The 20,811-nt window shown below is 73.9% G+C and carries 18 protein-coding genes and 2 tRNA genes; 6 read left to right on the top strand and 14 right to left on the bottom strand.

All coding sequences use genetic code 11. From position 1 onward, the window contains the following. Positions 1–8: 8 nt before the first annotated feature. From ASG41_RS11570 to ASG41_RS11560, 3 genes are read right to left on the bottom strand one after another with little or no spacing between them, the layout of a single operon-like run. Positions 9–1,163 (bottom strand): glycosyltransferase, encoded by a 1,155-nt coding sequence (locus ASG41_RS11570; protein WP_056294193.1) that lies wholly within the window; start codon positions 1,161–1,163, stop codon positions 9–11. After that, positions 1,156–2,409 (bottom strand): hypothetical protein, encoded by a 1,254-nt coding sequence (locus ASG41_RS11565; protein ID WP_157519284.1) that lies wholly within the window; start codon positions 2,407–2,409, stop codon positions 1,156–1,158. Before ASG41_RS11565 ends, ASG41_RS11570 begins: the two co-directional genes overlap by 8 nt. After that, a complete protein-coding gene (locus ASG41_RS11560; RefSeq protein ID WP_056294189.1) occupies positions 2,406–4,079 on the bottom strand; it encodes a YveK family protein in 1,674 nt (557 codons plus the stop codon). Before ASG41_RS11560 ends, ASG41_RS11565 begins: the two co-directional genes overlap by 4 nt. Positions 4,080–4,418: 339 nt before the next feature. On the opposite strand from ASG41_RS11560, the gene ASG41_RS11555 reads away from it, so the two are divergent. Then, complete coding sequence (locus ASG41_RS11555; RefSeq protein WP_056294186.1) at positions 4,419–4,880, top strand: adenylyltransferase/cytidyltransferase family protein; 462 nt, start codon at positions 4,419–4,421, stop codon at positions 4,878–4,880. Between the two features lie 9 nt (positions 4,881–4,889). On the opposite strand, the gene ASG41_RS11550 is transcribed toward ASG41_RS11555, so the two are convergent. From ASG41_RS11550 to ASG41_RS11530, 5 genes are all read right to left on the bottom strand, one after another. Next, positions 4,890–5,909 (bottom strand): PHP domain-containing protein, encoded by a 1,020-nt coding sequence (locus ASG41_RS11550; protein WP_056294183.1) that lies wholly within the window; start codon positions 5,907–5,909, stop codon positions 4,890–4,892. Between the two features lie 25 nt (positions 5,910–5,934). Then, a complete protein-coding gene (locus ASG41_RS11545; protein WP_056294180.1) occupies positions 5,935–6,522 on the bottom strand; it encodes a DoxX family protein in 588 nt (195 codons plus the stop codon). Positions 6,523–6,655: 133 nt separating this feature from the next. Next, positions 6,656–6,994 carry a hypothetical protein gene (locus ASG41_RS24775; RefSeq protein WP_235564736.1) on the bottom strand — a complete coding sequence of 113 codons (339 nt, stop codon included), beginning with the start codon at positions 6,992–6,994 and terminating at the stop codon, positions 6,656–6,658. 590 nt (positions 6,995–7,584) lie between these two features. Next, entirely contained in the window at positions 7,585–8,142 is a 558-nt protein-coding gene (locus tag ASG41_RS11535) for a DUF6318 family protein (RefSeq protein ID WP_056294173.1), read from the bottom strand. A 105-nt stretch (positions 8,143–8,247) separates the two neighbouring features. Beyond that, a complete protein-coding gene (locus tag ASG41_RS11530) occupies positions 8,248–9,675 on the bottom strand; it encodes a bifunctional phosphatase PAP2/diacylglycerol kinase family protein (protein WP_162245553.1) in 1,428 nt (475 codons plus the stop codon). A gap of 140 nt (positions 9,676–9,815) precedes the next feature. Between ASG41_RS11530 and ASG41_RS11525 the strand changes: the two genes are divergently transcribed. Beyond that, complete coding sequence (locus ASG41_RS11525) at positions 9,816–10,880, top strand: hypothetical protein (RefSeq protein ID WP_056294165.1); 1,065 nt, start codon at positions 9,816–9,818, stop codon at positions 10,878–10,880. A 4-nt stretch (positions 10,881–10,884) separates the two neighbouring features. On the opposite strand, the gene ASG41_RS11520 is transcribed toward ASG41_RS11525, so the two are convergent. Continuing rightward, positions 10,885–11,415, bottom strand: coding sequence for a CGNR zinc finger domain-containing protein (locus ASG41_RS11520; RefSeq protein ID WP_056294162.1), 531 nt, complete (start codon positions 11,413–11,415; stop codon positions 10,885–10,887). Positions 11,416–11,563: 148 nt separating this feature from the next. On the opposite strand from ASG41_RS11520, the gene ASG41_RS11515 reads away from it, so the two are divergent. From ASG41_RS11515 to ASG41_RS11505, 3 genes are all read left to right on the top strand, one after another. Further along, a complete protein-coding gene (locus tag ASG41_RS11515) occupies positions 11,564–12,766 on the top strand; it encodes an MFS transporter (RefSeq protein ID WP_056294160.1) in 1,203 nt (400 codons plus the stop codon). 77 nt (positions 12,767–12,843) lie between these two features. Continuing rightward, positions 12,844–12,932: transfer RNA gene (locus ASG41_RS11510), tRNA-Ser, on the top strand. 25 nt (positions 12,933–12,957) lie between these two features. After that, a tRNA-Arg gene (locus tag ASG41_RS11505) sits at positions 12,958–13,030 on the top strand. A 66-nt stretch (positions 13,031–13,096) separates the two neighbouring features. Here the strand turns inward: ASG41_RS11505 and ASG41_RS25275 are convergent. Next, positions 13,097–15,199 carry a right-handed parallel beta-helix repeat-containing protein gene (locus ASG41_RS25275; protein ID WP_056294157.1) on the bottom strand — a complete coding sequence of 701 codons (2,103 nt, stop codon included), beginning with the start codon at positions 15,197–15,199 and terminating at the stop codon, positions 13,097–13,099. A gap of 245 nt (positions 15,200–15,444) precedes the next feature. On the opposite strand from ASG41_RS25275, the gene ASG41_RS11495 reads away from it, so the two are divergent. Next, positions 15,445–16,554 (top strand): ABC transporter ATP-binding protein, encoded by a 1,110-nt coding sequence (locus ASG41_RS11495; RefSeq protein WP_056294153.1) that lies wholly within the window; start codon positions 15,445–15,447, stop codon positions 16,552–16,554. Between the two features lie 41 nt (positions 16,555–16,595). On the opposite strand, the gene ASG41_RS11490 is transcribed toward ASG41_RS11495, so the two are convergent. From ASG41_RS11490 to ASG41_RS11475, 4 genes are all read right to left on the bottom strand, one after another. Further along, positions 16,596–18,062: an NAD-dependent succinate-semialdehyde dehydrogenase gene (locus tag ASG41_RS11490; RefSeq protein ID WP_056294148.1), complete on the bottom strand. Its 1,467-nt coding sequence runs from the start codon at positions 18,060–18,062 to the stop codon at positions 16,596–16,598. 29 nt (positions 18,063–18,091) lie between these two features. Beyond that, a complete protein-coding gene (locus tag ASG41_RS11485) occupies positions 18,092–18,373 on the bottom strand; it encodes an MSMEG_0570 family nitrogen starvation response protein (RefSeq protein WP_056294145.1) in 282 nt (93 codons plus the stop codon). Between the two features lie 133 nt (positions 18,374–18,506). Then, the gene (locus tag ASG41_RS11480; protein ID WP_056294142.1) at positions 18,507–19,400 is read right to left on the bottom strand and encodes a universal stress protein; all 894 of its coding nucleotides are present in this window, start codon (positions 19,398–19,400) and stop codon (positions 18,507–18,509) included. After that, positions 19,397–20,803 (bottom strand): amino acid permease, encoded by a 1,407-nt coding sequence (locus tag ASG41_RS11475; protein ID WP_056294139.1) that lies wholly within the window; start codon positions 20,801–20,803, stop codon positions 19,397–19,399. The genes ASG41_RS11480 and ASG41_RS11475 overlap by 4 nt, the downstream gene beginning before the upstream one ends. Positions 20,804–20,811 lie beyond the last annotated feature (8 nt).

Genomic DNA, 20,811 nt, shown 5'->3' with positions numbered 1-20,811 from the left:
GGACGGGCTCAGCGGCGCCGGCGTCCCGCGACCGCGGCCACCCGGGCGACGATCGACTCCTGGTACTGGCCGATGCCGAACCGGGCGACGGCGGAGTCGCGGCCGGCGTCGGCCAGGGCCGCAGCGCTGTCGGGGTCGCGCAGGAGCTCCTCCACCGCGTCGGCGAGCGCGGTGGGGTCCCCCGGGGGGACCGACCGGCCGGTCCGTCGGTCGGTCACGATCTCCCGCAGGCCCTGGACGGCGCTGGCCACGACGGGGCGCCGGGCCAGCTGCCCCTCCACCGCCACGTTGCCGAACGGCTCCGCGCGGGAGGGCACCAGCACGACGTCCGCACGGTCGAGCACCGGCCAGGTCGGCGAGGTGTAGCCGGCCAGCCGCACGTGTCCGGCGAGGTCAGGGCGGGCGGCGCGCTCGCGCAGCTCGTCCTCGAACCACTCGTAGCCGGGGAAGACCGTGCCGTGCAGCTCGAGGTCGACGTCCAGCCCCCGGGCCCGCAGCAGGGCGGTGGCCTCGACAGCGACGTCGCTGCCCTTGCGCGGGGCGAGCCGGCCGACGAGCACCAGCGTCGCCGGTCCCGTACCGCGGGGCTCCACGCGGGGCTCGGCGGGCGGGCCCGGGACGCCGTTGTGGACCACGGTCGTCCGGGCCCCGAGCCGGGGGAGCGCCCCGAGCAGGGCGTCCCGTGCCGCGTTGCTGTTGACCACCACGCTCGTGGCGAGCAGCAGTGGCGCGTTGAGGACCCAGGCCTGCCAGCGGGGCAGGTCGGACTCCGCTTCGTGCACGTGGACCAGCGCGGGCACCCCGAGCGCGCGGGCGAGGGGCAGCCACGAGGGGACGGTGACGGTGTTGACGTAGACGGCGTCCGGCCGGGTGGAGCGGAGCAGCCGCCAGCAGGGGACGACGCTGCGCAGCACGTCCCGCACCAGCGTCAGCGCCCCGCGGGGGCGCAGCAGGGCCTTGCGGAGCACCGGGACCGGGAGCGCGACGACGCGCGCCCCGGCTGCGGTCAGCGGAGGGGTCAGTGGCCCGTCCGCCGGCAGGGTGACCGTGACCGTCCACCCGGCGCCGACGAGGGCCCGGACGCTCTCGACCAGCTGGAGGTCCGACCCGTACAGGTCCGAGGAGGGGTGCGCGACCAGGACGCGCGGTGCACGGTCAGCCACGGGAGCCCACCAGGACGGGGTCCGCGGGCGCAGGTGACCCGGCCGCCGGGGGCGGGTCGGCCACCGGGAGCCCCCGGGTGCCGCGCTCGCCGGCGAAGGACACGGTCAGCAGGACCAGCAGGGCGGGCGTGGCGTCGAGGAGGCCGCTCTCGAGCAGGCTGCGACCGCACACGAAGAACAGCAGCCCCGCGGCGGCCGGCCAGGCTGCCGCCTCGAGGTGCCGCAGACCGCGGGCGGCCGCGACGACCCACGCGGCTGCAGCCAGCACACCGACGACACCGGCCTGCACGAACGCCGAGACCCAGCTGCTGTCGAGCAGCTGCTCGTTCCACCACTGGCCGGCGACCGGGATGAGCTTCACCGAGAGACCGGCCCCGAAGGCCCACTGCCAGGTCGAGTCGGCCCAGTCCAGCGCCGCCTCCCAGGCGATGAACCGGGAACCCAGGGTGCTGTTGCCGGAGGCGTCGGTGCGGTCGACGAAGGAGCTGACGGCACTGGTGGAGGCGATGAGGAGGGCGCCCGCGGTGACCGCGAGCCCGGCGCCGGCGACCAGGCCGACCTGGGGGCGGCGCAGCCGCAGCGCGCCCACGCCGACCGCCAGGAGCACGACGAGCAGCGAGGTGCGGGACCCCGTCAGCCACAGGACGCCCGCGGCGACGAGGAAGACCACGGCGTGGCGTGGGCGGCCGCGGCCCAGCAGGGTCGGCCAGGCGGCGCCGATGACGACGACCCCGGCCAGCAGGGCGATCTCGTTGGGGTTCAGCGGGGGCAGGCCCCCGAAGAGCCGTCCGCCGGTCCAGGTCGCCAGGCCGGTCAGCGCGGCGACGCCGCCGACGATGCCGCAGGCCCAGACCACCGCGGTGAGCAGCGCTGTGGCGCCCACCGCGCGCAGCAGCAGCCGCACGGTGACGGCCATGATCGCGACCCGGACGGCGACGACGGCTCCCGCGACCAGCGTGCCGTGCTCGGCGGCACCGAGCACGGAGGCCACGAGGAGGACCGCGAGGACCCACAGGGTGCCGGTGCCGACCCGTCGTCCGGGCCGGCCCGAGCAGTCCAGCCGCCAGGCCAGGACGAGCGCGGCCAGGCTGACCAGTGCCTTGGCGGCGACGACGGGGTCGACACCGCCGGAGAAGACGTCGCCCCGCCGCCAGGCCACGCTGCCGGCGACCACCAGGAGGGTGGGCAGCAGCGCGGCCAGCGGCGGGCGGGCGAGCTCCGAGCGGGTACCGGGAGTGCGGGTCACCACGTGTCGGAGCGGGGCACGCGGGCCGTCACCCGGGCGGGACGACGGCCGGAGGCGGCCGAGGCCCGGCGCGACGCCCCGGCGACCCGGTTGCTGCGGGGGACGGCGGCCGGCTCGACGCCGGACAGGACGGGCCGGGCGGCTGCGTCGGCGGCCTCGTCCGGCGTCCCCGGTTCGGCCGGGAGGGCAGGTGCGGGGGAGGTCAGCGGTGCCCACCCGGGGTCGGCCGCGACCAGTCGGGGCGCGGCCGGTCGATCGGCCGCCAGCTGACGGGCGGGGGTGAGGCCGGGGACCGTGCCCCGCGCCGGCCCGGTCCGCTGGGACACGGCGGAGGTGGGGGCGGTGGTCGCGGTGGGGGGCGGGGTCTCCGCGGTGGCCGGGGCCGAGGGGACGCGGGCGCTGTCGCCCGCGGGCTCTGCCGGGACGCTGGTCGAGGGTGCGGTCGCCGCGCCGGGGACGGGAGCCTCGGTCTGGCGTCGGCGGGTCCGACGTCCGCGGCCGGGGAACCCGCCGGAGGGGCCGGAGAGGAAGACGACGCCCACGACCGTCGCCTCGACGCCGTCCAGCAGCTGGCCGAGCTCGAAGACGTCGACCCGGTCGGCGCTGCCCGCAGGACAGACGACGACGACCCCGTCGCTGGCGGCGACCTCGCTGCGCCAGCGGGTCAGCGCGGCGTCCCAGGGGACGGTGACGAACTCGACGTCGGGACGGGCGGACGCGGTCTCGGACCCGGCGAGGCTCTCGGCGAGGACGGGACGGGTGCGCGGGGCGCCCTCGGCCGGTGCGGCCGGGGTGGTCGACACGTCGGGCTGGTCGGCGCCGACGGCGGACGTCGTCCGGCCGACCCCGACGCCCCGGCGGGTGAGCACCTGGGTCAGGTCGTCGGCCAGGGCGGCGACGGCACGGTCGCCGCGGTCGGTGGGGGACACCAGCACCACGCGGACCGGGCCGCTCTGCGCGCGGCGCTCGATGCGGCGCGCGAGCACCTGGGCGGCGCGGTCGGAGGGCTCGCGGCTCGTCCCGGAGGACAGCACGTCGGGCACCGAGGCGCCCCAGGCAGCGCGCACGTCCTCGGGGGTCCAGACCCGGAGGTCCATCCGGTCGCGCAGCAGGGCGGCGGCGAGCCCGGAGCCCAGGCCGCACACCAGACCGAGCGCCAGCAGCAGCACCACCTGGGGACTGGTCGGCGACGTCGGGACGGTCGCGGGGTTGGTGACGGTCAGCGCCACGGGGCTGGTGCCCTCGCCGGTGGTCTCGAGCCGCTCGACGGCGGAGCTGAACTCCTCCGCGACCGCGTCGGCGATCCGGGCCGCGCGCTGGGGGTCGGCGTCGGTGACCGAGATGTTGATCTGCGAGGTGTCGGCGGGGTTCTCCGCCACGATGCCCGCGCGCAGCTCGGCCAGCGTCGTGTCCAGGCCGAGGGTGCCCAGCACCGGCTCGAGCACCTCGGCGCTGCGGGCGACGTCGGGGTAGCTCTTGACGCGCTGCTGGACGAACTGCGAGCTGGTGTTCGTCTCGGTCGTGCTGGACACGAACACCTGGGTCTGGGCGGTCCACGTCTTGGGGCTCGCCAACGCGGCGAACAGGGCGATGCCGAGGCAGACGACGAGCAGCGCCGCCAACCACCTCCAGCGGCGCGTCAGCACCGCCGCGTACTCGCGCAGCTCCACCAGTCCTCCGTGACCACTCGTCTGGGCGCCGTGTGGTCACGGTGCCGTCGTCCTGCAACGGAAACTACGGCCGCCCGGGGCCCAGGACACCGCCCAGCGCCGTCGCCGCCACCCGTCCGAGGGAGGACCACTTCCCTGATCACCGGACATGGTGCCAGACTCCCAGTCACTCTCGGTGGTCGAGCCGTGACCAGCACATGCAGCGCTGAGCTGCGGTCTTGCGGTCCAACGACTCACACCGACGAGTGGTGACGCGCTGCTTCGTCACACAGAGTCGTCTTCTCGCCCTAAGCTCGGTCCGCCCGGTCCCGGGCCGGCCATCGTCGTTGGAGGAACCCCTTGCCTGTCGTCGGCTACGCACCCGGTGCTTACGACCTGTTCCACATCGGGCACCTCAACGTGCTGCGGCACGCGGCGGAGCACTGTGACCACCTCATCGCCGGCGTCGTCGCGGACGACGTCCTGGAGCTGACGAAGGGCCGGACCCCGGTCATCCCGCTCGCGGAGCGGATGGAGATCGTCGGCGCCCTGCGCTTCGTGGACCAGGTGCACGCCGAGGTCGTGCCGGACAAGGTCGAGACCTGGCGCCAGGTCGGCGGGTTCGACGTCATCTTCAAGGGCGACGACTGGCGTGGCACCGAGAAGGGCGAGCGCCTCGAGGCCGACTTCGCCGCTGTCGGTGTCCGGGTGCACTACTTCCCGTACACGATGCACACCTCGAGCACGATCCTGCGCCGCGCCCTGGACGTCATCGACGCCCCGGAGCCGGTCGGCCGGGTCGCTCGCGCCCTCACCTCCTGAGCCGCAGGCTCAGCCCACGCCCCACGGACGGGTGTTGACCACCCGGTCCGCCGTGATGCCCACCTGCGCGGCCCGCTCGCACCCGGCGCCCTGCCAGTCGAGCTGACCGGGCGCGTGCGCGTCAGTGTCGATGGAGAAGTCGCAGCCGATGTCGGCGGCCAGCTGCAGCAGCCGCATCGGCGGGTCCAGCCGCTCAGGGCGTGAGTTGATCTCCACCGCGGTGCCGTTGTCCAGGCACGCGGTGAAGACGGCCTCGGCGTCGAAGTCGCTCTCCGGCCGGGGCCGCTGCTTCTTGCCGCCGGCCTGCTCCCGCTCCACCAGGAGACGGCCGGTGCAGTGCCCGAGGACGTCGGTGTGCGGGTTGGCGACGGCGGCCAGCATCCGCTCGGTCATCTGGGCCCGGGTGGCCCGCAGCTCGGAGTGCACGCTGACCACGACGACGTCCAGGCGTCCCAGCAGCTCGTCGGACTGGTCGAGGGAACCGTCGCTCAAGATGTCGCACTCGATGCCGGTGAGGATGCGGAAGGGCGCCAGCTCCTCGTTGAGCTCGGCGACGACGTCCAGCTGGCGGCTGAGCCGCTCCGCGGTCAGGCCGTTGGCGACGGTGAGCCGGGGGGAGTGGTCGGTCAGCGCCAGGTAGTCGTGCCCGATGTCCCGGGCGGCCTCGGCCATCTCGCGGATGGGGCTGCCGCCGTCGGACCAGTCCGAGTGGCTGTGCAGGTCGCCCCGGAGCGCGGCCCGCAGCTCGCCGGCGGGACCGGTGAGCGGCTGCACGGCGTGCCGCTCCTCCAGGTCGCTGAGGTAGGCGGGCACGTCGCCGGCCTGCGCCTCGACGATGACGGCAGCGGTCTTGTCGCCGATGCCCTTGAGGTCCTTGAGGGTCCTGGTCCGCACCCGGCGGGCGATCTCGGCGTCGTCCAGACCGTCGACGACGGTGGCGGCGGTGCGGAACGCCTTCACCCGGTAGGACGGCTCGCGGGCGCGCTCCAGGAGGAAGGCGATCCTCCGGAGCGCGCCCGCGGGTGTCATGGCCGTGCTGATCGGTGCGTGGTGCTCAGAGGCCCGCGGACTTCTTGGCCTTCCTGGCCTGCTTCACGATCTTCTTCTGGGTCTTGCCGCGGCTGGCCTTCTTCTGGGCCTTCTCCGCCTTCTTCTGGGCCTTCTCGAACTTGGCCTCGGCCTTGGAGATGGCCTTGTCGCTGGCGCGACGGACCCGCCAGCTCGCGGAGGGCTTGCCCTCGGTGTCGACGGCGGCGATCAGCAGCCCGCCCAGCAGGCCGGCGTTCTTGAGGAAGTGCGCCTGGTTGGAGAACTTCTTCTCGTCGTCGCTGTCCTCCCAGAAGCGGTGGCCGGCCAGCGTCGTGGGCACGATCGAGCCGGCGAGGGCGAGCGCCGACAGCCGGGGGAAGACGCCCAGGGCGAACAGGGCGCCAGCACCGACCTTGATCCCGGCGTCGACCTTCACCCACTGCTCGACGTCCTTGGGGACCTCGATGGGCAGCTGCTTGTCGGCCTGGTCGGCGATCTGGCCCACGATCTTGCGGGCTCCGGGGACCCGGCTCTGCGGGTTGCGCAGCGTGCTGATGCCCCCGTACACGAACGAGGCGGCGAGCAGGGGCCGAGCGATCCGGCGGACCAACATGGGGGTACCTCTTCCTTCGACGACGTCAGCGCGTTCTGTGCCCCCTCGTGCAGCGGGGCAACCCTGATCGCGACCGTAGTGAGCTGTGGCCCGCGGCGCCTGGGGAGCAGGGTGCCGCCGGGGCCGTCCGCGCTCAGTCGTACGGGTTCGTCAGGACGGCACCGGCCTCCAGGACCGCGAACGTCACATCGGGTCCGTCGGTGGTCGTCGTGCCCGGGACGGCGACCTGGGCGCCGCCGTCGACGCTGAACGTGCCGCCCCAGGTCACGGTGAGGTTCGCCGTGTACGTGCCCGACGAGTAGGAGTGCGTGACCGTCTGCGCCGGGTAGGGCGCCCCCGGGTCGCTGGTGGTCAGGTCGGTGCCGTCCCCGGTGTGCCAGGTGAACGTCTGCGCGCCCGCCACGATGACCACGGCGAAGCCCCGGATGTCGACGGTGAACGTCTGCTGCGTCGGGCTGTCGGTGAAGAACACGACCGGGAGCCCGACCAGTGCGTTGCCGGGTGGCTGCTGGCGCGTCGTCAGCTGGGGGAGCGGCAGGGTCTGGAAGTAGCGGAAGACCTCGTCGGGTGACGGAGGTGGGTTCAGGGCGGTGACGTCGACGCAGGACTGGCCATTTGTTGCCCACCCCCCGAATGGCGTTCCAGGGGGCGCATCGATAGCTGCTGGTAGAAGCCCATCAACGGGAACGGGCTGCCCCACTGCGTCGAGGGCTTGGGCAAGACGTTGTCGTTGAATCAAGTAGTACGTGATCACCCGCCCTTCAGTCGCAGGGCAGGTCGTGGTGCCTCTGTTGCAGGCGCCGTTGTTCGCGTCATCGACTTGGCATGGTGTCTGTAGACGCCACCGGTACAAGGGGGCCGGCGGTGCGGTATTTGTCGCAATCCGCAGCCCAAGGGCATCCGCGTCAGAAACGTCTGCTGCATACAAGCTGATTGATCCCTCGCCCGCACCTGTCTCAAGGCAGTTCAAGAGCGGACACGGTGCGGGGGCTGCAAGGGCTGTCGCGGTCAGGGGGGTCAGAATGAACGCGCCGACCAATCCGATCAGCGCGAACAATCGCCTCATTCGATTGTCAAGTCGGAGACGGTCCAGGAATCCAGGGCGGACGCCCACGTCAGCTGACCGCCTGAGCTTCCGTATCGGGACTCGGCCGCCGTGTAAGCGGGAACCTCGGCGCCCGTTCCGTCAAGGACGCGAACCTGGGCCTGAGACAAGTCGACAGAGAAGTCCATCGTGTCCAAGATCGCTGTCGGTAGGGAAAGCGCATTGATGGTAATTGCGCCTCCGTCGTAGCGAAACCCTTGAGCAGAGAAGTAGTCGACACCGTCCGCGAGTCTGCGGCATGTCGTGCATTCGGCGCTCAGCTGCCGGATGAAGTCACTTTGGAGGCTCACTTGGCTTGCGTTAATTAGGGCCACGTAATATTCGACGAAGGCCTCGGCTCCCGCGGGCGTTCGCTCCCGAGCCTCCACTGGCATCGGCAGGTCAGCCGGCCCCAGCGGCTCCAACTCCGCGGAGCTCTCCGCCCCCTCCGATGCGGTCGGGAGGGTGTCGTTCGCCGGCGTCTCCGCGGTACACCCGCTCACCAGCACCGCCCCGACCACAGCGACCAGCAGCACCCGCAGACCTCGTACCCGCATCCCACGCCCCCGAGCCGACCGACAGTGCGCGGGAGTCTATGCAGGTCAGGGCCTCGTCACGAACCTCGCTGTGGACGGGGACCGTCAGCGACTGCAGTACACGGTCAGCTGCTGACGCTTGGTGAAGACGAACTCGGTCTGCGCGGCACCGGTCTCGCCGTCGTAGGCCACCGTGAGCGGGCCGGACCGCGACTGCACCCGCAGCTCACGCACCTGGAACTGCGCGTAGGACCGGCTGTGCTCGCTGGCCCCCAGCAGGGTCGCCAACACCGCCCGGCTGCGGCCGAAGCGCAGGTCGGCCCGCAGGTACTGGACGTCCAGGAGCCCGTCGGCCAGTGAGGGGCGCCAGGCGGGGGACAGTCCGCGCGGGGTGTAGACGCCGTTGCCCACGAAGAGGATCCACACCGACACCTCCCGGCCGTCGACGACGAGCCGCACGGGGTGCCCGGTGCGCAGCACCTGACCGGCGGCCACGGTCATCGCCAGCCACTTGCCCATCCGTCCGGACAGGCGGTCCCGGCGCCGCACCATCTCCGGGTAGCTGCCGATGCTGGCGGTGTTGAGGAACGGGGTGCCGTTCACGGTGGCCACGTCCACCTGGACGCCGTCGCCGGCCTCGACGGCGGCCGCCGCCTCCACCGGGGTGGCGACGCCGACGTCGCGGGCGAAGTGGTTGAGCGTCCCGGCCGGCAGCACGGCCAGGGGCAGCCGGTGCTCGAGGGCGACCGCAGCGGCCGCGGCGACGCTGCCGTCGCCGCCGGCCACGCCCAGGGCCCGCGCGCCGTCCCGAACGGCCTGCTGGAGCACGTCGGTCACCGACTCCTGCGGCGTGATGTCCCGCACCACGGCCCGCGGCAGCAGGGAGGCGATGTCACTGGCCGGGTCGTAGTCCTCCCGCCCGGAGCGCGGGTTCACCGCGATGACCATGCCCTCGCCGCCGGGCAGCGGGGGAGCGTCGAACGCCGTCCGCACCCGGGCCGGCTCGGTCGGGCGGACCCGCCACCAGTGCTGGCTGGCCGCGGCGATCGCCCCGCCGACGGCGAGACCGGCGACGACGTCACCCGGGTAGTGCACGCCCACGTGCACCCGGGAGTAGCCCACGCCCAGCGCCACCGGCGCGACCAGCGCCCCGGCCCACGGGCTCTCCAGGGCGACCCCGGTGGCGAACGCCGCCGCCGACGCCGAGTGCCCGCTCGGGAAGGACAGCGTGTGCGGTGCGCGGTCGAGCGCCCGGGACGACGCGACCGCGTCCAGGTCGGGCCGCACCCGCCCGAACACCCGCTTGAGGACGACGTTCACCAGCGCGCTGGACACCGCCATCGACCCCAGCCCGCGGACCGCGGCCCGGCGCGGTGCGCCCTTCTTCCAGCCCAGCAGCAGACCGACGACCAGCCACAGCTTCCCGTGGTCGGCGAACTCCGACAACCGGCGCAGCCAGCCGTCCACGCGGGTGGTGGGCAGCCGGCGCACACGGGCCTGCAGCCGGGCGTCGAGCAGACGGGGGGAGGGCACGGGGTCCGACGCTACGACCCGCATCCCCCCGTGGGGTGAGACGCCCTCCAGGTCAGGGGTGCTGCCGGTCGATGGACGGGGTGACGACGACGGAGCTCCACCGTCACCACACGAACCACCACACGAGGGACTGACACGACGTGCGCACCAGGGTCCGACTCCTCCCACTGCTCGCCGCCACGCTGATCGGCGCCACCGCCACGGCGGGCCCGGCGCTGGCCGAGGACCCGGTCAGCCCGACCACGGACCAGACCGCGCCCGACCCCTCGACCCCCACTCCGCCGCAGCCGCCCACGCCGCAGCCCCCGGCGACGACGCCCACCCCGCCGGCGCCGGTCGACCCGGTCCCCACGCCCGCCCCGACCCCGGTCGCCAGCGACCCGGTGCCCGTCGCCGTCACCCCGCCCGTCGTCGAGGCCCCGCCGGTCGCGGTGGTCGACGCCGGGCCGGCCCCGGTCGCCGCCCCCGTGGTCGCCGCTGGTCGGACCCCCACGCGTCCGGCCGCGGGGCAGGTCGCGCCGCGGACGTCGCAGCCGCAGGTCGTCGTCCCCGAGCAGCCGACCACCGGCGGTTCGGCCGAGGCCGACACCGCCACCGGCATCGCCGCCTCGGCCGCTGACCAGGCCCGTCAGGGCGCCCAGGCCGCCGCCGAGAGCGAGACCGGGCAGCTGCTCGCCACCTCCTACGCCGCCCGCGCCCAGGCCGCTGCCGGCGCCGACGCGTCGGCCTCCGCCACCCTGGTGGCGCTGGCCCTGGACGAGGCCCGCACCGCGCAGGAGCTGCTCGCCGGTCAGGTCGAGGCCATCGGGGCCTCCGCCGCGGAGGCCCACGCCGCGCTCGTCGCGGCGAGCACCGCCCGCGACCAGGTCGCCGCACTCCCGCAGTCGGCACCCGGCGTCGCCGGGCAGACCGCCTTCGCCGAGACCGTCGTCGCCGCTGCCCGGGTGTCGGCCGACCGGGCGGACGCCGCCGTCGCCGCCGTCGGCGCGCTGACCGCCCCGGTGCAGGACGCCGTGGCCACCCTGGCCTCGCTGCTGGACCGGCTCGACCCGGCTGCCAGCAGCACCCCGCTGCCCGACGTGGCCGCCGTCTACGCCCTGGGCGGGGTCGTCGTGCTGGGGGTCGGCGTCGCCGGCACGACGGCGCTCAGTGCCCGCCGCAGCACGGTGCGCCGTCGCGTGGCGGCCCGGCACTTCGCCTTCTGAGCGCTCAGCTCCTCTGGCGGGCCCGGTAGGCCGCCACCGTCGAGCGGGACGAGCAGGTGTTGGAGCAGTACCGCCGGCTCGCGTTGCGCGAGGTGTCCACGTAGACGTTCCCGCAGCCCTCGGCGGCGCAGACCCCCAGTCGCTGCCAGCCGTGCTGCACCACGAGCTGGGACAGCCCCATCGCCACCGTGGTCGTCAGCTGGTCCAGGGCGCCGGCCTCGGGTGCGGCGTAGTGCAGGTGCAGGTCGCCGTCGTGGTCGGTCGCGTAGGGCCGGGGCGCGGCCAGCGCGAGCAGTGCGTTGAGCCCGCCGATGACGTCGGCCTGCGTCTGGGCCCGGGCGACCTCGCGGACCAGGTCCGACGTCGAGGCCACCGCCTTCGCCTCGCGCGCGGTGAGGTCCAGTGACGTGCCCTCGGTGAACCACTCGTCGTGTGCGGTCAGGAAGGCCGGCAGCCAGTCCTCGGCGGACCGGTCCACGTTGGCCAGGTCGATCGCCAGCTCGACGGCGTTGGAGCCGTAGTCGTCGTAGTCCATGGGACCCCTTCGCCCTCGACACGCCCTGTAGGCGTCGTCACTTGGTTGACTCCCTACGCACGATCTCCTACCGTCGGGAAGACGTAGGGACCCAACGGGTGTTGGCCCCCTACGATTCCCCACTCGTACGTCTGAAGTGAGCACAGTCATGCGTCAGTACCTCACCGTGTGGCGGCTGCCGTCCGCCCCGGTGCTGCTGGTGGCCGGCTTCGCCGGTCGCCTGCCCTCGGCGATGGTCCCGTTGGCCCTCCTCCTCCTGGTCCAGCAGCAGACCGGTTCCTACGCCGTCGCCGGCCTGGCCTCGGCCACCTACGGGATCGCCATGGCGGTGATGGCCCCGGTGCTCGGCCGTCTCGCCGATCGTCGCGGAGCACGGGTGATCCTGCTCGTGCAGTCCGTCACCTACCCGCTGCTGCTCCTGGCCCTGGCCGCCGTCGTGCTGACCTCCACGTCCACCCCGGCCGTCCTCGGCGCCTCGGCCGCGGCCGGGATGAGCACGCCGCTGGTCAGCGGCACCGTGCGCGCGCTGTGGTCCCGGGTGGACCCCGCCGTCCGGCCGACGGCCTACGCGCTGGACGCCACCACCACCGAGCTGGTCTTCGTCGCCGGCCCCACGACGGTGGCCACGCTGACGCTGTTGGCCAGCCCGGTCGCCGCGATCGCCGTCGCCGGTGTGCTGACCGTGGTCGGCACGCTGGGCATCGCGTCCTCCGGCGCGATGCGGGCCTGGCAGCCCGCCGTCCCGGTGCAGCGCAGCCTCTTCGCCACCGTCCGGGTGCCCGGCATGCCCCGGGTGCTGGTCAGCGGGACGGCGCTGATGCTCGGCTTCGGTGCGATCGAGGTGGCCGTCCCGGCGTTCGCCGACGCCGCCGGCTCGCCGGGCCTGTCCGGCGTCCTGCTGGCCACCTGGTCGCTCGGGTCGGTCGCCGGTGGGCTCTGGTTCGGCGCCCGGGTGCTGTCGGCGTCCCTGCCCCGGCTCTACCGCTGGGGTCTGCTGGGGACGACGATCGGCATGCTCCCGCTGGCCGCCGTCTCCTCGCCCCTGCTGCTCGGGGCCCTGCTCTTCCTGGGTGGTACCGCCATCGCCCCGACGCTGACCGTGCAGAGCTCGCTGGTCGGGTCCATCGCCCCGGCCGACGCCACCACCGAGGCCTTCACCTGGCTGTCGACGATCGCCTTCGGCGCGTCGGCGGTCGGGGCGGCCCTGGGTGGGGCGCTCGTGGAGACCACGTACGGGGTGGGCGGTGCGTTGGTGCTGGCCACGGGCGCGGCGGCCCTGGCCGTCGTCGTCACCCTGCTGCCCGGACGCCGGGTGCCGGTGTCGGCCGTCCGGGAGACCGTCGCCGCCTGAGGGACCCCCCCGGTGGCACCGGTCGGAGGCGCTGGTAGTCTTCGTCCTCGGTGCCTCCGGGGGAACCTGGTGGCCCGGGAGGCTTCGCCTAGTCCGGTCTATGGCGCCGCACTGCTAATGCGGTTTGGGTTTTGGCCCATCCCGGGTTCAAATCCCGGAGCCTCCGCGCGACAACTGAACAGCACGACCACGCACCCGTAGCTCAACGGATAGAGCATCTGACTACGGATCAGAAGGTTAGGGGTTCGAATCCCTTCGGGTGCACGTCTGGTTGAGACAGCGCCGGCCCCCGCACTCCTCGTGAGTGCGGGGGCTGACGTCTTTCTGGGGTCAGCCCCACGGGCCGATGAACCGCTCCCCGGGTGTCGTCCCCAGCAGGCGGGCCACCACGTCGGCCACCGGGTCGGCCGCCGTCCGGACCCCTGTGGTGTACCCGGCCGAGGGCACCGGGACCGCCGGCAGGGCCACCGAGGGGCGGGGCTGGTTCGTGGTCGCCTGGACCGCCGCGGTCGTCTGCAACCGGACGAGGGTGCGGTTGTCCGCTGCACCCCAGCCGACGAGCGTGGTCCCGTCGGCGGTGAAGACGTTCCCCGTGATGAGGATGTTCATCGCCGAGGCGGGGGTGTTCGTCGCGTCGTCCTTGGCCATCAGCTGGTAGCCGGAGCGGTCGGTCGGGGCGCCGATCACGTTGTTGCTCACCGTGATGTCGCGGGTGGTCCACGGGACCGTCAGGTCGGGCTGCGGTCGGCGGGCATCGCGGCCCGACGTGGCGGTGGCCTCGCGACGGGCGTCCTGACGCAGGCCGATCTGGTAGCGGGTGTTGCCGAAGACCGCGTTGTTGAGGACCTGCACGTTGCCGGTGTCCAGCGCCATCACGCCCCACGTGTGGCCGGAGACCGTGTTCGCGGCCACCGTGCCGGTGTCGGAGAGCTCGAGCATGATCCCGGCGCTGTCGCCGTTGTCGCGCACCTGGTTGCCGATCACGGAGAAGCCGACGACGGACTCGTCGAGCCAGATGCCGAAGACGTCCAGGTTGTCCGACACCACGTTGCGGGAGATCTCGATGCCGCGGGTCCGGGTCACCTTGATGCCGCCGGCGCTGGGCCCGCGGTTGAAGTGCTGGGTGTTGTTGCCCTGCAGCAGCGACTCGACGACGACGCTCCCGTCGGCGTTGTTGCCGTGCACGCCGGTCATGCCGTTGGCCCGGGAGGTGACGTGGGTCAGCGTGATCCGCGGCGCGACCATCGACACCCCCTGGGTGGCGTTGTCCTGGACCACGACGTTGGTCATCAGGCTGCCGGCGCTGAGCCCGGAGAAGACGACGGTCCCCATCTCGGGGAGGGACGTGGCGTACCGCTGGACGCCGATGCCGCGGAGCACGACAGGGCCGGTCAGGTTCAGCGCCCGTCCCAGGTCGCTGGCGCGGACGTCGCGCCCCGTGGGGTCCTCGCCCACGGTCAGCGTGTCGGCGACGGTGTCCACGGAGAACTGCCCCGGCCCCGGACGGACGCCGCTGGGCACCTGCTCGACGGGGCGGCCGTCGAGGAAGAGCTGCTGCGGGTCGGCTGCCATCGGGTGGGCGGCGTCGACGAACCCGGCGACGTCGACACCGCGGGTGAAGCTCCTGGAGGTGTCGAAGGCCGCGGTCCAGCCGGTGGACACCCACACCCCGCCGGCCGCGGTCCAGGCCGGCACCGGGCGGCTGCCGTCCAGCCAGACCCCCTCCCCGGGGAACGACTGGATCGTGAGCGCCTTGCCCCAGGGCGTGGTGATCGACTCGTGGTAGCTGCCACCGCGCAGGACGATCGTCGCCCCCGACGGGGCGCGGGTCACGGCGGCGCCGAGGGTCGCGAGCGGGGCGGCGAGGGTCCCGGGGTTGCTGTCGACGCCGGCAGCGGCGTCCACGACCACCGCGTCGGAGGGGACGGGGTACGCGGTCGAGCCCACGGGCTGCGCGCCGGGGTCACCCTGGCTGGCGGTCTGCCAGGGCCCGACGGGACCGGCGCCGGCCGCCCCTGCTCCGGTGGGCACCGTGGCACCGGTGGGCACCGTGGCTCCGGTGGGCACCGTGGCTCCGGTGGGCACCGTGGGGGCGGTGGACATCGTGGGGGCGGGGGTGCCCGGGTCCTGGGGGCCGGCAGCCGGGGCGGGCCCGGGGGAGCCGGGCGGTGCGGTGGACGCCTCGTCCGGGACCGGTGCCGGTGCGGGGGTGTCGTGTGCCGGGGCCGTGGCGGCCACCGAGCCGGCCTCCGGTGGTGCGGGGGCCGTTGCGTCCACCGTGTCGGGACGTGCCGTCGGCAGGAGACCGCCGGCCGGGGTGCCGCACCCGGTCAGCAGCAGCGCGGCCGAGGTCAGCACGACCAGCACCCGGCCCGAGACGGCGCGGGAGGCGGGTGCACCGGTCCAGGGGCTGCGTGCGGGACGTCGCGCCACTGTCGTCCTCCGCCCCTGACCCGTCGTCCTCGGCGCCCAGGCGACCGTCCCCTGCGCAGGGGCCACCAGTGTGGTCGGCAGGGCGATCCGCGTACTGGAGTCAGTTCCCCCGTCCGGGTGTGTCCGTCGGCCGAGGGGCTCTGCTGGCTCCGGCGCTGACGACGTGTCAGTGTCTGGGGTCACGGCGACGTGGATCGAGCCGACCGTCGGCGCGCGCACCAGCCCACCGCCCGAGAGGACCCGACTTGGCCGCCATCACCTACGACCGCGCCACCCTGACGTACCCGGGTGCCGAGCGTCCCTCGGTCAACGCCCTGGACCTGGAGATCGCCGACGGGGAGTTCCTCGTGCTGGTCGGTCCCTCGGGGTGCGGCAAGTCCACGTCGCTGCGGATGCTGGCCGGGCTGGAGGACGTCACCGAGGGCAGCATCCGGATCGGTGACCACGACGTCACCCACGTGCCGCCCAAGAACCGGGACATCGCGATGGTGTTCCAGAACTACGCGCTGTACCCGCACATGACCGTCGCGGAGAACATGGGCTTCGCCCTGAAGATCGCCGGCATGGACAAGGCCGAGGCCCGCCGCCGCGTCGAGGACGCCGCCCGCATCCTGGACCTCACCGACTACCTGGACCGCAAGCCCAAGGCCCTGTCCGGCGGCCAGCGTCAGCGGGTGGCGATGGGCCGGGCCATCGTGCGCCAGCCCAAGGCCTTCCTGATGGACGAGCCGCTGTCCAACCTGGACGCCAAGCTCCGGGTGCAGACCCGCACCGAGATCGCCGCCCTCCAGCGCCGGCTGGGCACCACCACCGTCTACGTCACCCACGACCAGGTCGAGGCCATGACGATGGGCGACCGGGTCGCCGTCCTCAAGGACGGGTTCCTGCAGCAGGTCGACACCCCGCGCAACCTCTACGACCGCCCGGCCAACGTCTTCGTCGCCGGCTTCATCGGCTCCCCGGCGATGAACCTGGTCGAGGTGGAGCTCACCGAGGGCGGTGCGCTGCTGGGCGGGCAGACGATCCCGGTGCCCCGTGCCGCGCTGGCCGAGCTGGCCGGCCGCGGTGCCCGCACCGCCACCATCGGCTTCCGGCCCGAGTCCGCCACCCTCACCACCGCCCAGACCGGCGTGCCCTTCGAGGTCGCCGTGGTCGAGGAACTGGGCTCCGACGCCTTCGCCTACGGCTCCCTGGCCGGCGCCGCAGCCGGCACCGAGAACCGCTCGGGCATGACCACCATCCGAGTCCCCGGCCGCCGCCCCCCCATGAAGGGCGAGACCGTCCACCTGGACATCGACACCACCGAGCTGCACGTCTTCGACGTCGAGTCCGGCGCCCGGGTCGCCACCTCCTGACCCACGACGGGCCGCCCGGGTGACCGGGCGGCCCGGCGGGCTCAGAGCGGGAAGCTGACGTACTTCGTGGAGAGGTACTCGGCCAGGCCCTCGTGGGCGCCCTCCCGGCCCAGGCCGGACTGCTTGACCCCGCCGAAGGGCGCGGCCGGGTCGGACACGACGCCCCGGTTGATGCCGACCATGCCGAACTCCAGCGCCTCGGACAGCCGCAGCCCGCGGGCCAGGTCGCCGGTGAAGACGTAGGCGACCAGGCCGTACGGGGTGGAGTTGGCCTGCTCCAGCATCTCGGCGTCGGTGTCGAAGGTGATGATCGGCGCGACCGGGCCGAAGGTCTCCTCGACCACGGCCGCCGACCCGACGGGGACGTCGACCAGCACCGTGGGCGGGTAGAAGAACCCGCGCCCCTCGGGCCGGGTGCCCCCGGTGACGACTCGGGCACCGGCGTCGACGGTGGACCGGACGATGCGGTCGACCTTGGCGACGGTCTCCTCGTTGACCAGCGGGCCCAGCCCGACGCCCTCGTCGTCCCCGCGGCCGACCTGGACCGCGCCCATGCGCTCGGCGAGCTTGCCGGCGAAGGCCTCGGCCACCCCGGACTGGACGTAGAACCGGTTGGCGGCGGTGCAGGCCTCGCCGCCGTTGCGCATCTTCGCCAGCATCGCGCCGTCGACGGCGGCGTCGAGGTCGGCGTCCTCGCAGACGACGAAGGGCGCGTTCCCGCCGAGCTCCATCGAGGACACCAGCACCTGGTCGGCGGCCTGCTTGAGCAGGATCTTCCCGACCTCGGTGGACCCGGTGAAGCTGATCTTCCGCAGCCGGGGGTCGGCCATGGCGGTGGCGACGACGTCCTTGGCGTTCATCGTCGGCACGATGTTGACCACGCCGTCGGGGACGCCGGCCTCGGTGAGCAGTCGGGTGAGCAGCAGCGCGGTGAGCGGGGTGTCCTCGGCGGGCTTGATCACCACGGTGCAGCCGGCGGCCAGGGCCGGGCCGAGCTTGCGGGTGAGCATGGCGGCCGGGAAGTTCCACGGCGTCACGAGCAGGCAGACCCCGACGGGCTGGCGGGTGACGACGGTGCGGGTGCCCCCGGCCGGGGCGACCCGGTAGTCGCCGTCGATGCGCACGGCCTCCTCGGCGAACCAGCGGAAGAACTCGGCGGCGTAGGTCAGCTCGGCCTTGGCGTCGGCGGTGGCCTTGCCGTTCTCCCGGGTCATCAGCAGTGCGAACTCCTCGGCCCGGGCGGTCATCGCCTCGAACGCGCGGCGCAGCATCTCCCCGCGCTGCCGTGGCGGGGTCGCGGCGAACCCGGGCAGGGCGGCGTACGCGGCGTCCACGGCGGCGGTCACGTCGTCGGTGGTGCCGTCGGCCACCCGGGCCAGGACGGTCTCGTCGGCCGGGTCGAGCACCTCGAAGGTGGCCCCGGAGGAGGAGTCCCGCCACTGCCCGCCGATGAACACCCCGGTCGGCAGCGGGGAGGGGATGCCAGGGATCTGCGCGTCGCTCGTCACCGGCCCATCCCACCACTCCCGGGCGGGTCTCAGCAGCGCCGGAACCCCGCGACCACCACCTCGCCGTCGGCGAACGCCGCGCCCCGGGTCTCCAGGACGGCCAGGGTCGCCGCCGCCCGGGTGCACGGGAAGCCCCAGCGGGCCTGCACCCGGTCGCTGGCGGTCTGCATCGCCTGTCGGCTCAGCGCCAGGAAATCGGCCACCGGGTAGGCGTTCCCGGCGGTGAAGACGTCCTCCACCACCAGGGACGGCGAGTACACCCACTGCGAGCGGCCGTCGGGCCAGTGCACGTCGAACTCGACCTCGGGCACGCACCCAGTGTGTGGGGCGGGGCGCCGGTCCTGGCGGTCTGGCCGCGTTGGTCGGTCTCGCTCAGCAGTGAGGAGCCATCATCTTGCCGGCTGCCCCGCCCACGACCACTGTGACCCACGCCACTCAGTGGCGTCAACCCCTCGTCGGCGCGCCACCCGCCCCGGCCGGCACGACGACCACCGGCACCGGTGAGTGCCGCAGGATCCGGCTCGCGGTCGACCCCAGGAAGACCCGGGCGAGGGGCCCGAGCCGGGAGGACCCGACGACCAACAGGTCGCCCGACGCCCAGGGAACGGCGGCCAGCGCACCCGCCCAGCCGGCACCGCGGGCCACCACGGTCTCCGGCGGGTCGCCCTCCCAGGCGCCGACGACGTCGTCCAGGCGGCCCTGGGCCTGGGTGGCCCACTCCTCGCTGACCGTCTGCTCGATCCGCAGCCCGGTCTCCGAGGGCAGCATCGCGGCCCGCTCCGGGGCGAAGGTGACCAGTCGGACCGGCACGCCCCAGCGCCGGGCCAGTCGCCGGGTCCAGGTCAGCGCCTCCGCCGAGCGGGCGGTGCCGGCCCACGCGCAGGTCAGTCGGGACGGAGGTCCGACCGGCCCGCAGTCGCGGGGCGCGAGCGCGAGCGGCACCGGGGAGCTGTGCAGCAGCCGCTCGGCCACCGAGCCGGCGGAGAACCGGCCGGTCGGCGCCGCGGCGGCGGCCCCCAGCACGAGCAGCCCGGCGTCCTCCCGGCGGACGGCGTCGACCAGCCCGGCCGGCTCCGACGTCGCCCGGACGACCGTGCCGCGCACCTCGTCCACCCCGAGCGACCGGAGTGCCCCGACCGCGGCCTCCTGCCGCTCCCGCACGGTGGTGTCCCGCCAGGCCCGGTACTCCCGGTCCACCCGGGACACGATCGGGGCGTCGGGGTCCGGCGGCACCACCGAGGCCACCACCAGGGGCTCGGCCGAGGCGAGGGCGACCGCGGCGGCCAGTCGGAGCGGGGAGTCGTCGTCCGCACCGGCCCAGCCCAGGACGGTGGTCACCGGGGCTCCCGCAGCGTCGAGTGCGTGCGGGAGTACGTCACGTAGACCAGGGCGGCCAGTGCCAGCCAGCCGGCGAACAGCGCGAACGTCGTCCCGGACAGCCCGGCGATCAGGTAGAGGCAGAACGCGACCGACAGCACCGGGACCACCGGGTAACCGGGCACCCGGAAGCCGCGCGGCAGGTCCGGCGCGGTCCGCCGCAGCACGACGACGCCCACCGAGACCACCGAGAAGGCGACCAGGGTGCCCATCGAGGTCAGGTCGATGAGGAAGTCCAGCGGCACGAACCCGGCGAGCAGGCCCACGAAGAGCGCGACGGCGACCGTGCCGCGCAGCGGGGTCAGCGTGCGCGGGTCCACCCGGCTGAACAGCGACGGGATCATCCCGTCCCGGCTCATCGAGAACAGGATCCGGGTCTGGCCGTACATCGTCACCAGGGTCACCGAGAAGATCGACACGACCGCCCCGGCGGCCAGCAGGACGCCGGGCCAGGACGCCCCGGTCACCCGCTCCAGGATGACCGCGAGCCCGGCCTCCTGGCCCTCGAACTCCGCGGCGGGCTGGGCGCCGACGGCCGCGAAGGCGACCAGCAGGTAGACGACGGTGACCACGACGAGGGCGCCGAGGATCGCCAGCGGCAGCGTGCGGCGCGGGTTGCGCACCTCCTCCCCGGCCGTGGACACCGCGTCCAGGCCGATGAAGGAGAAGAAGATCGTCGAGGCAGCTGCGCTGACCCCGGCCACGCCCATGGTGGCGAACGGCGTCAGGTTGCCGCTGTCGAAGCCGGTGGCGGCGATGACGACGAAGAGCAGCAGGACCGCGACCTTGACCACGACCATCACCGCGTTGGCGGTCGCGGACTCGCTGGCCCCGCGCACCAGCAGCAGCGCGCACAGCGTGACCAGCACGATCGCCGGCAGGTTGACCACCCCGCCGGCGCCCGGGGCGGCGGACAGCGCCTCCGGGATCCGCCAGCCCACGGTGTCGCTCAGGAGCTGGTCCAGGTACTCCGACCAGCCGACGCTGACTGCGGCGGAGCTGACCGCGTACTCCAGCACCAGGCACCAGCCCACCGCGTAGGCGACGACCTCGCCCAGCGTCGCGTAGGCGTAGGAGTAGCTGGACCCCGAGACCGGGATGGTGGAGGCCAGCTCGGCGTAGCAGAGCGCGGTGAACCCGGCGGTCACCGCGGCGATCACGAAGCTGAGCACGACGGCCGGGCCGGCCTCGGGCACCGCGGTGGTCAGCACGAAGAAGATGCCCGTGCCGATGGTGGCGCCGATCCCGAAGGCCATCAGCTGGAAGGTGCCGATGCTGCGGGCCAGGCCGCCGTCGGTCTCCTCGGTCAGCGCCGACACGGGCTTGCGGCGGAAGAGCTGGCTGCGGACCGTCGGTGCACTCACGGGTGGTC

Origin of the sequence: Modestobacter sp. Leaf380, assembly GCF_001424485.1 — a bacterium.
Lineage (GTDB): Bacteria > Actinomycetota > Actinomycetes > Mycobacteriales > Geodermatophilaceae > Klenkia.
The sequence above is the reverse complement of the archived record's forward strand: the minus strand, read 5'-3'. Positions and strand labels throughout refer to the sequence as shown.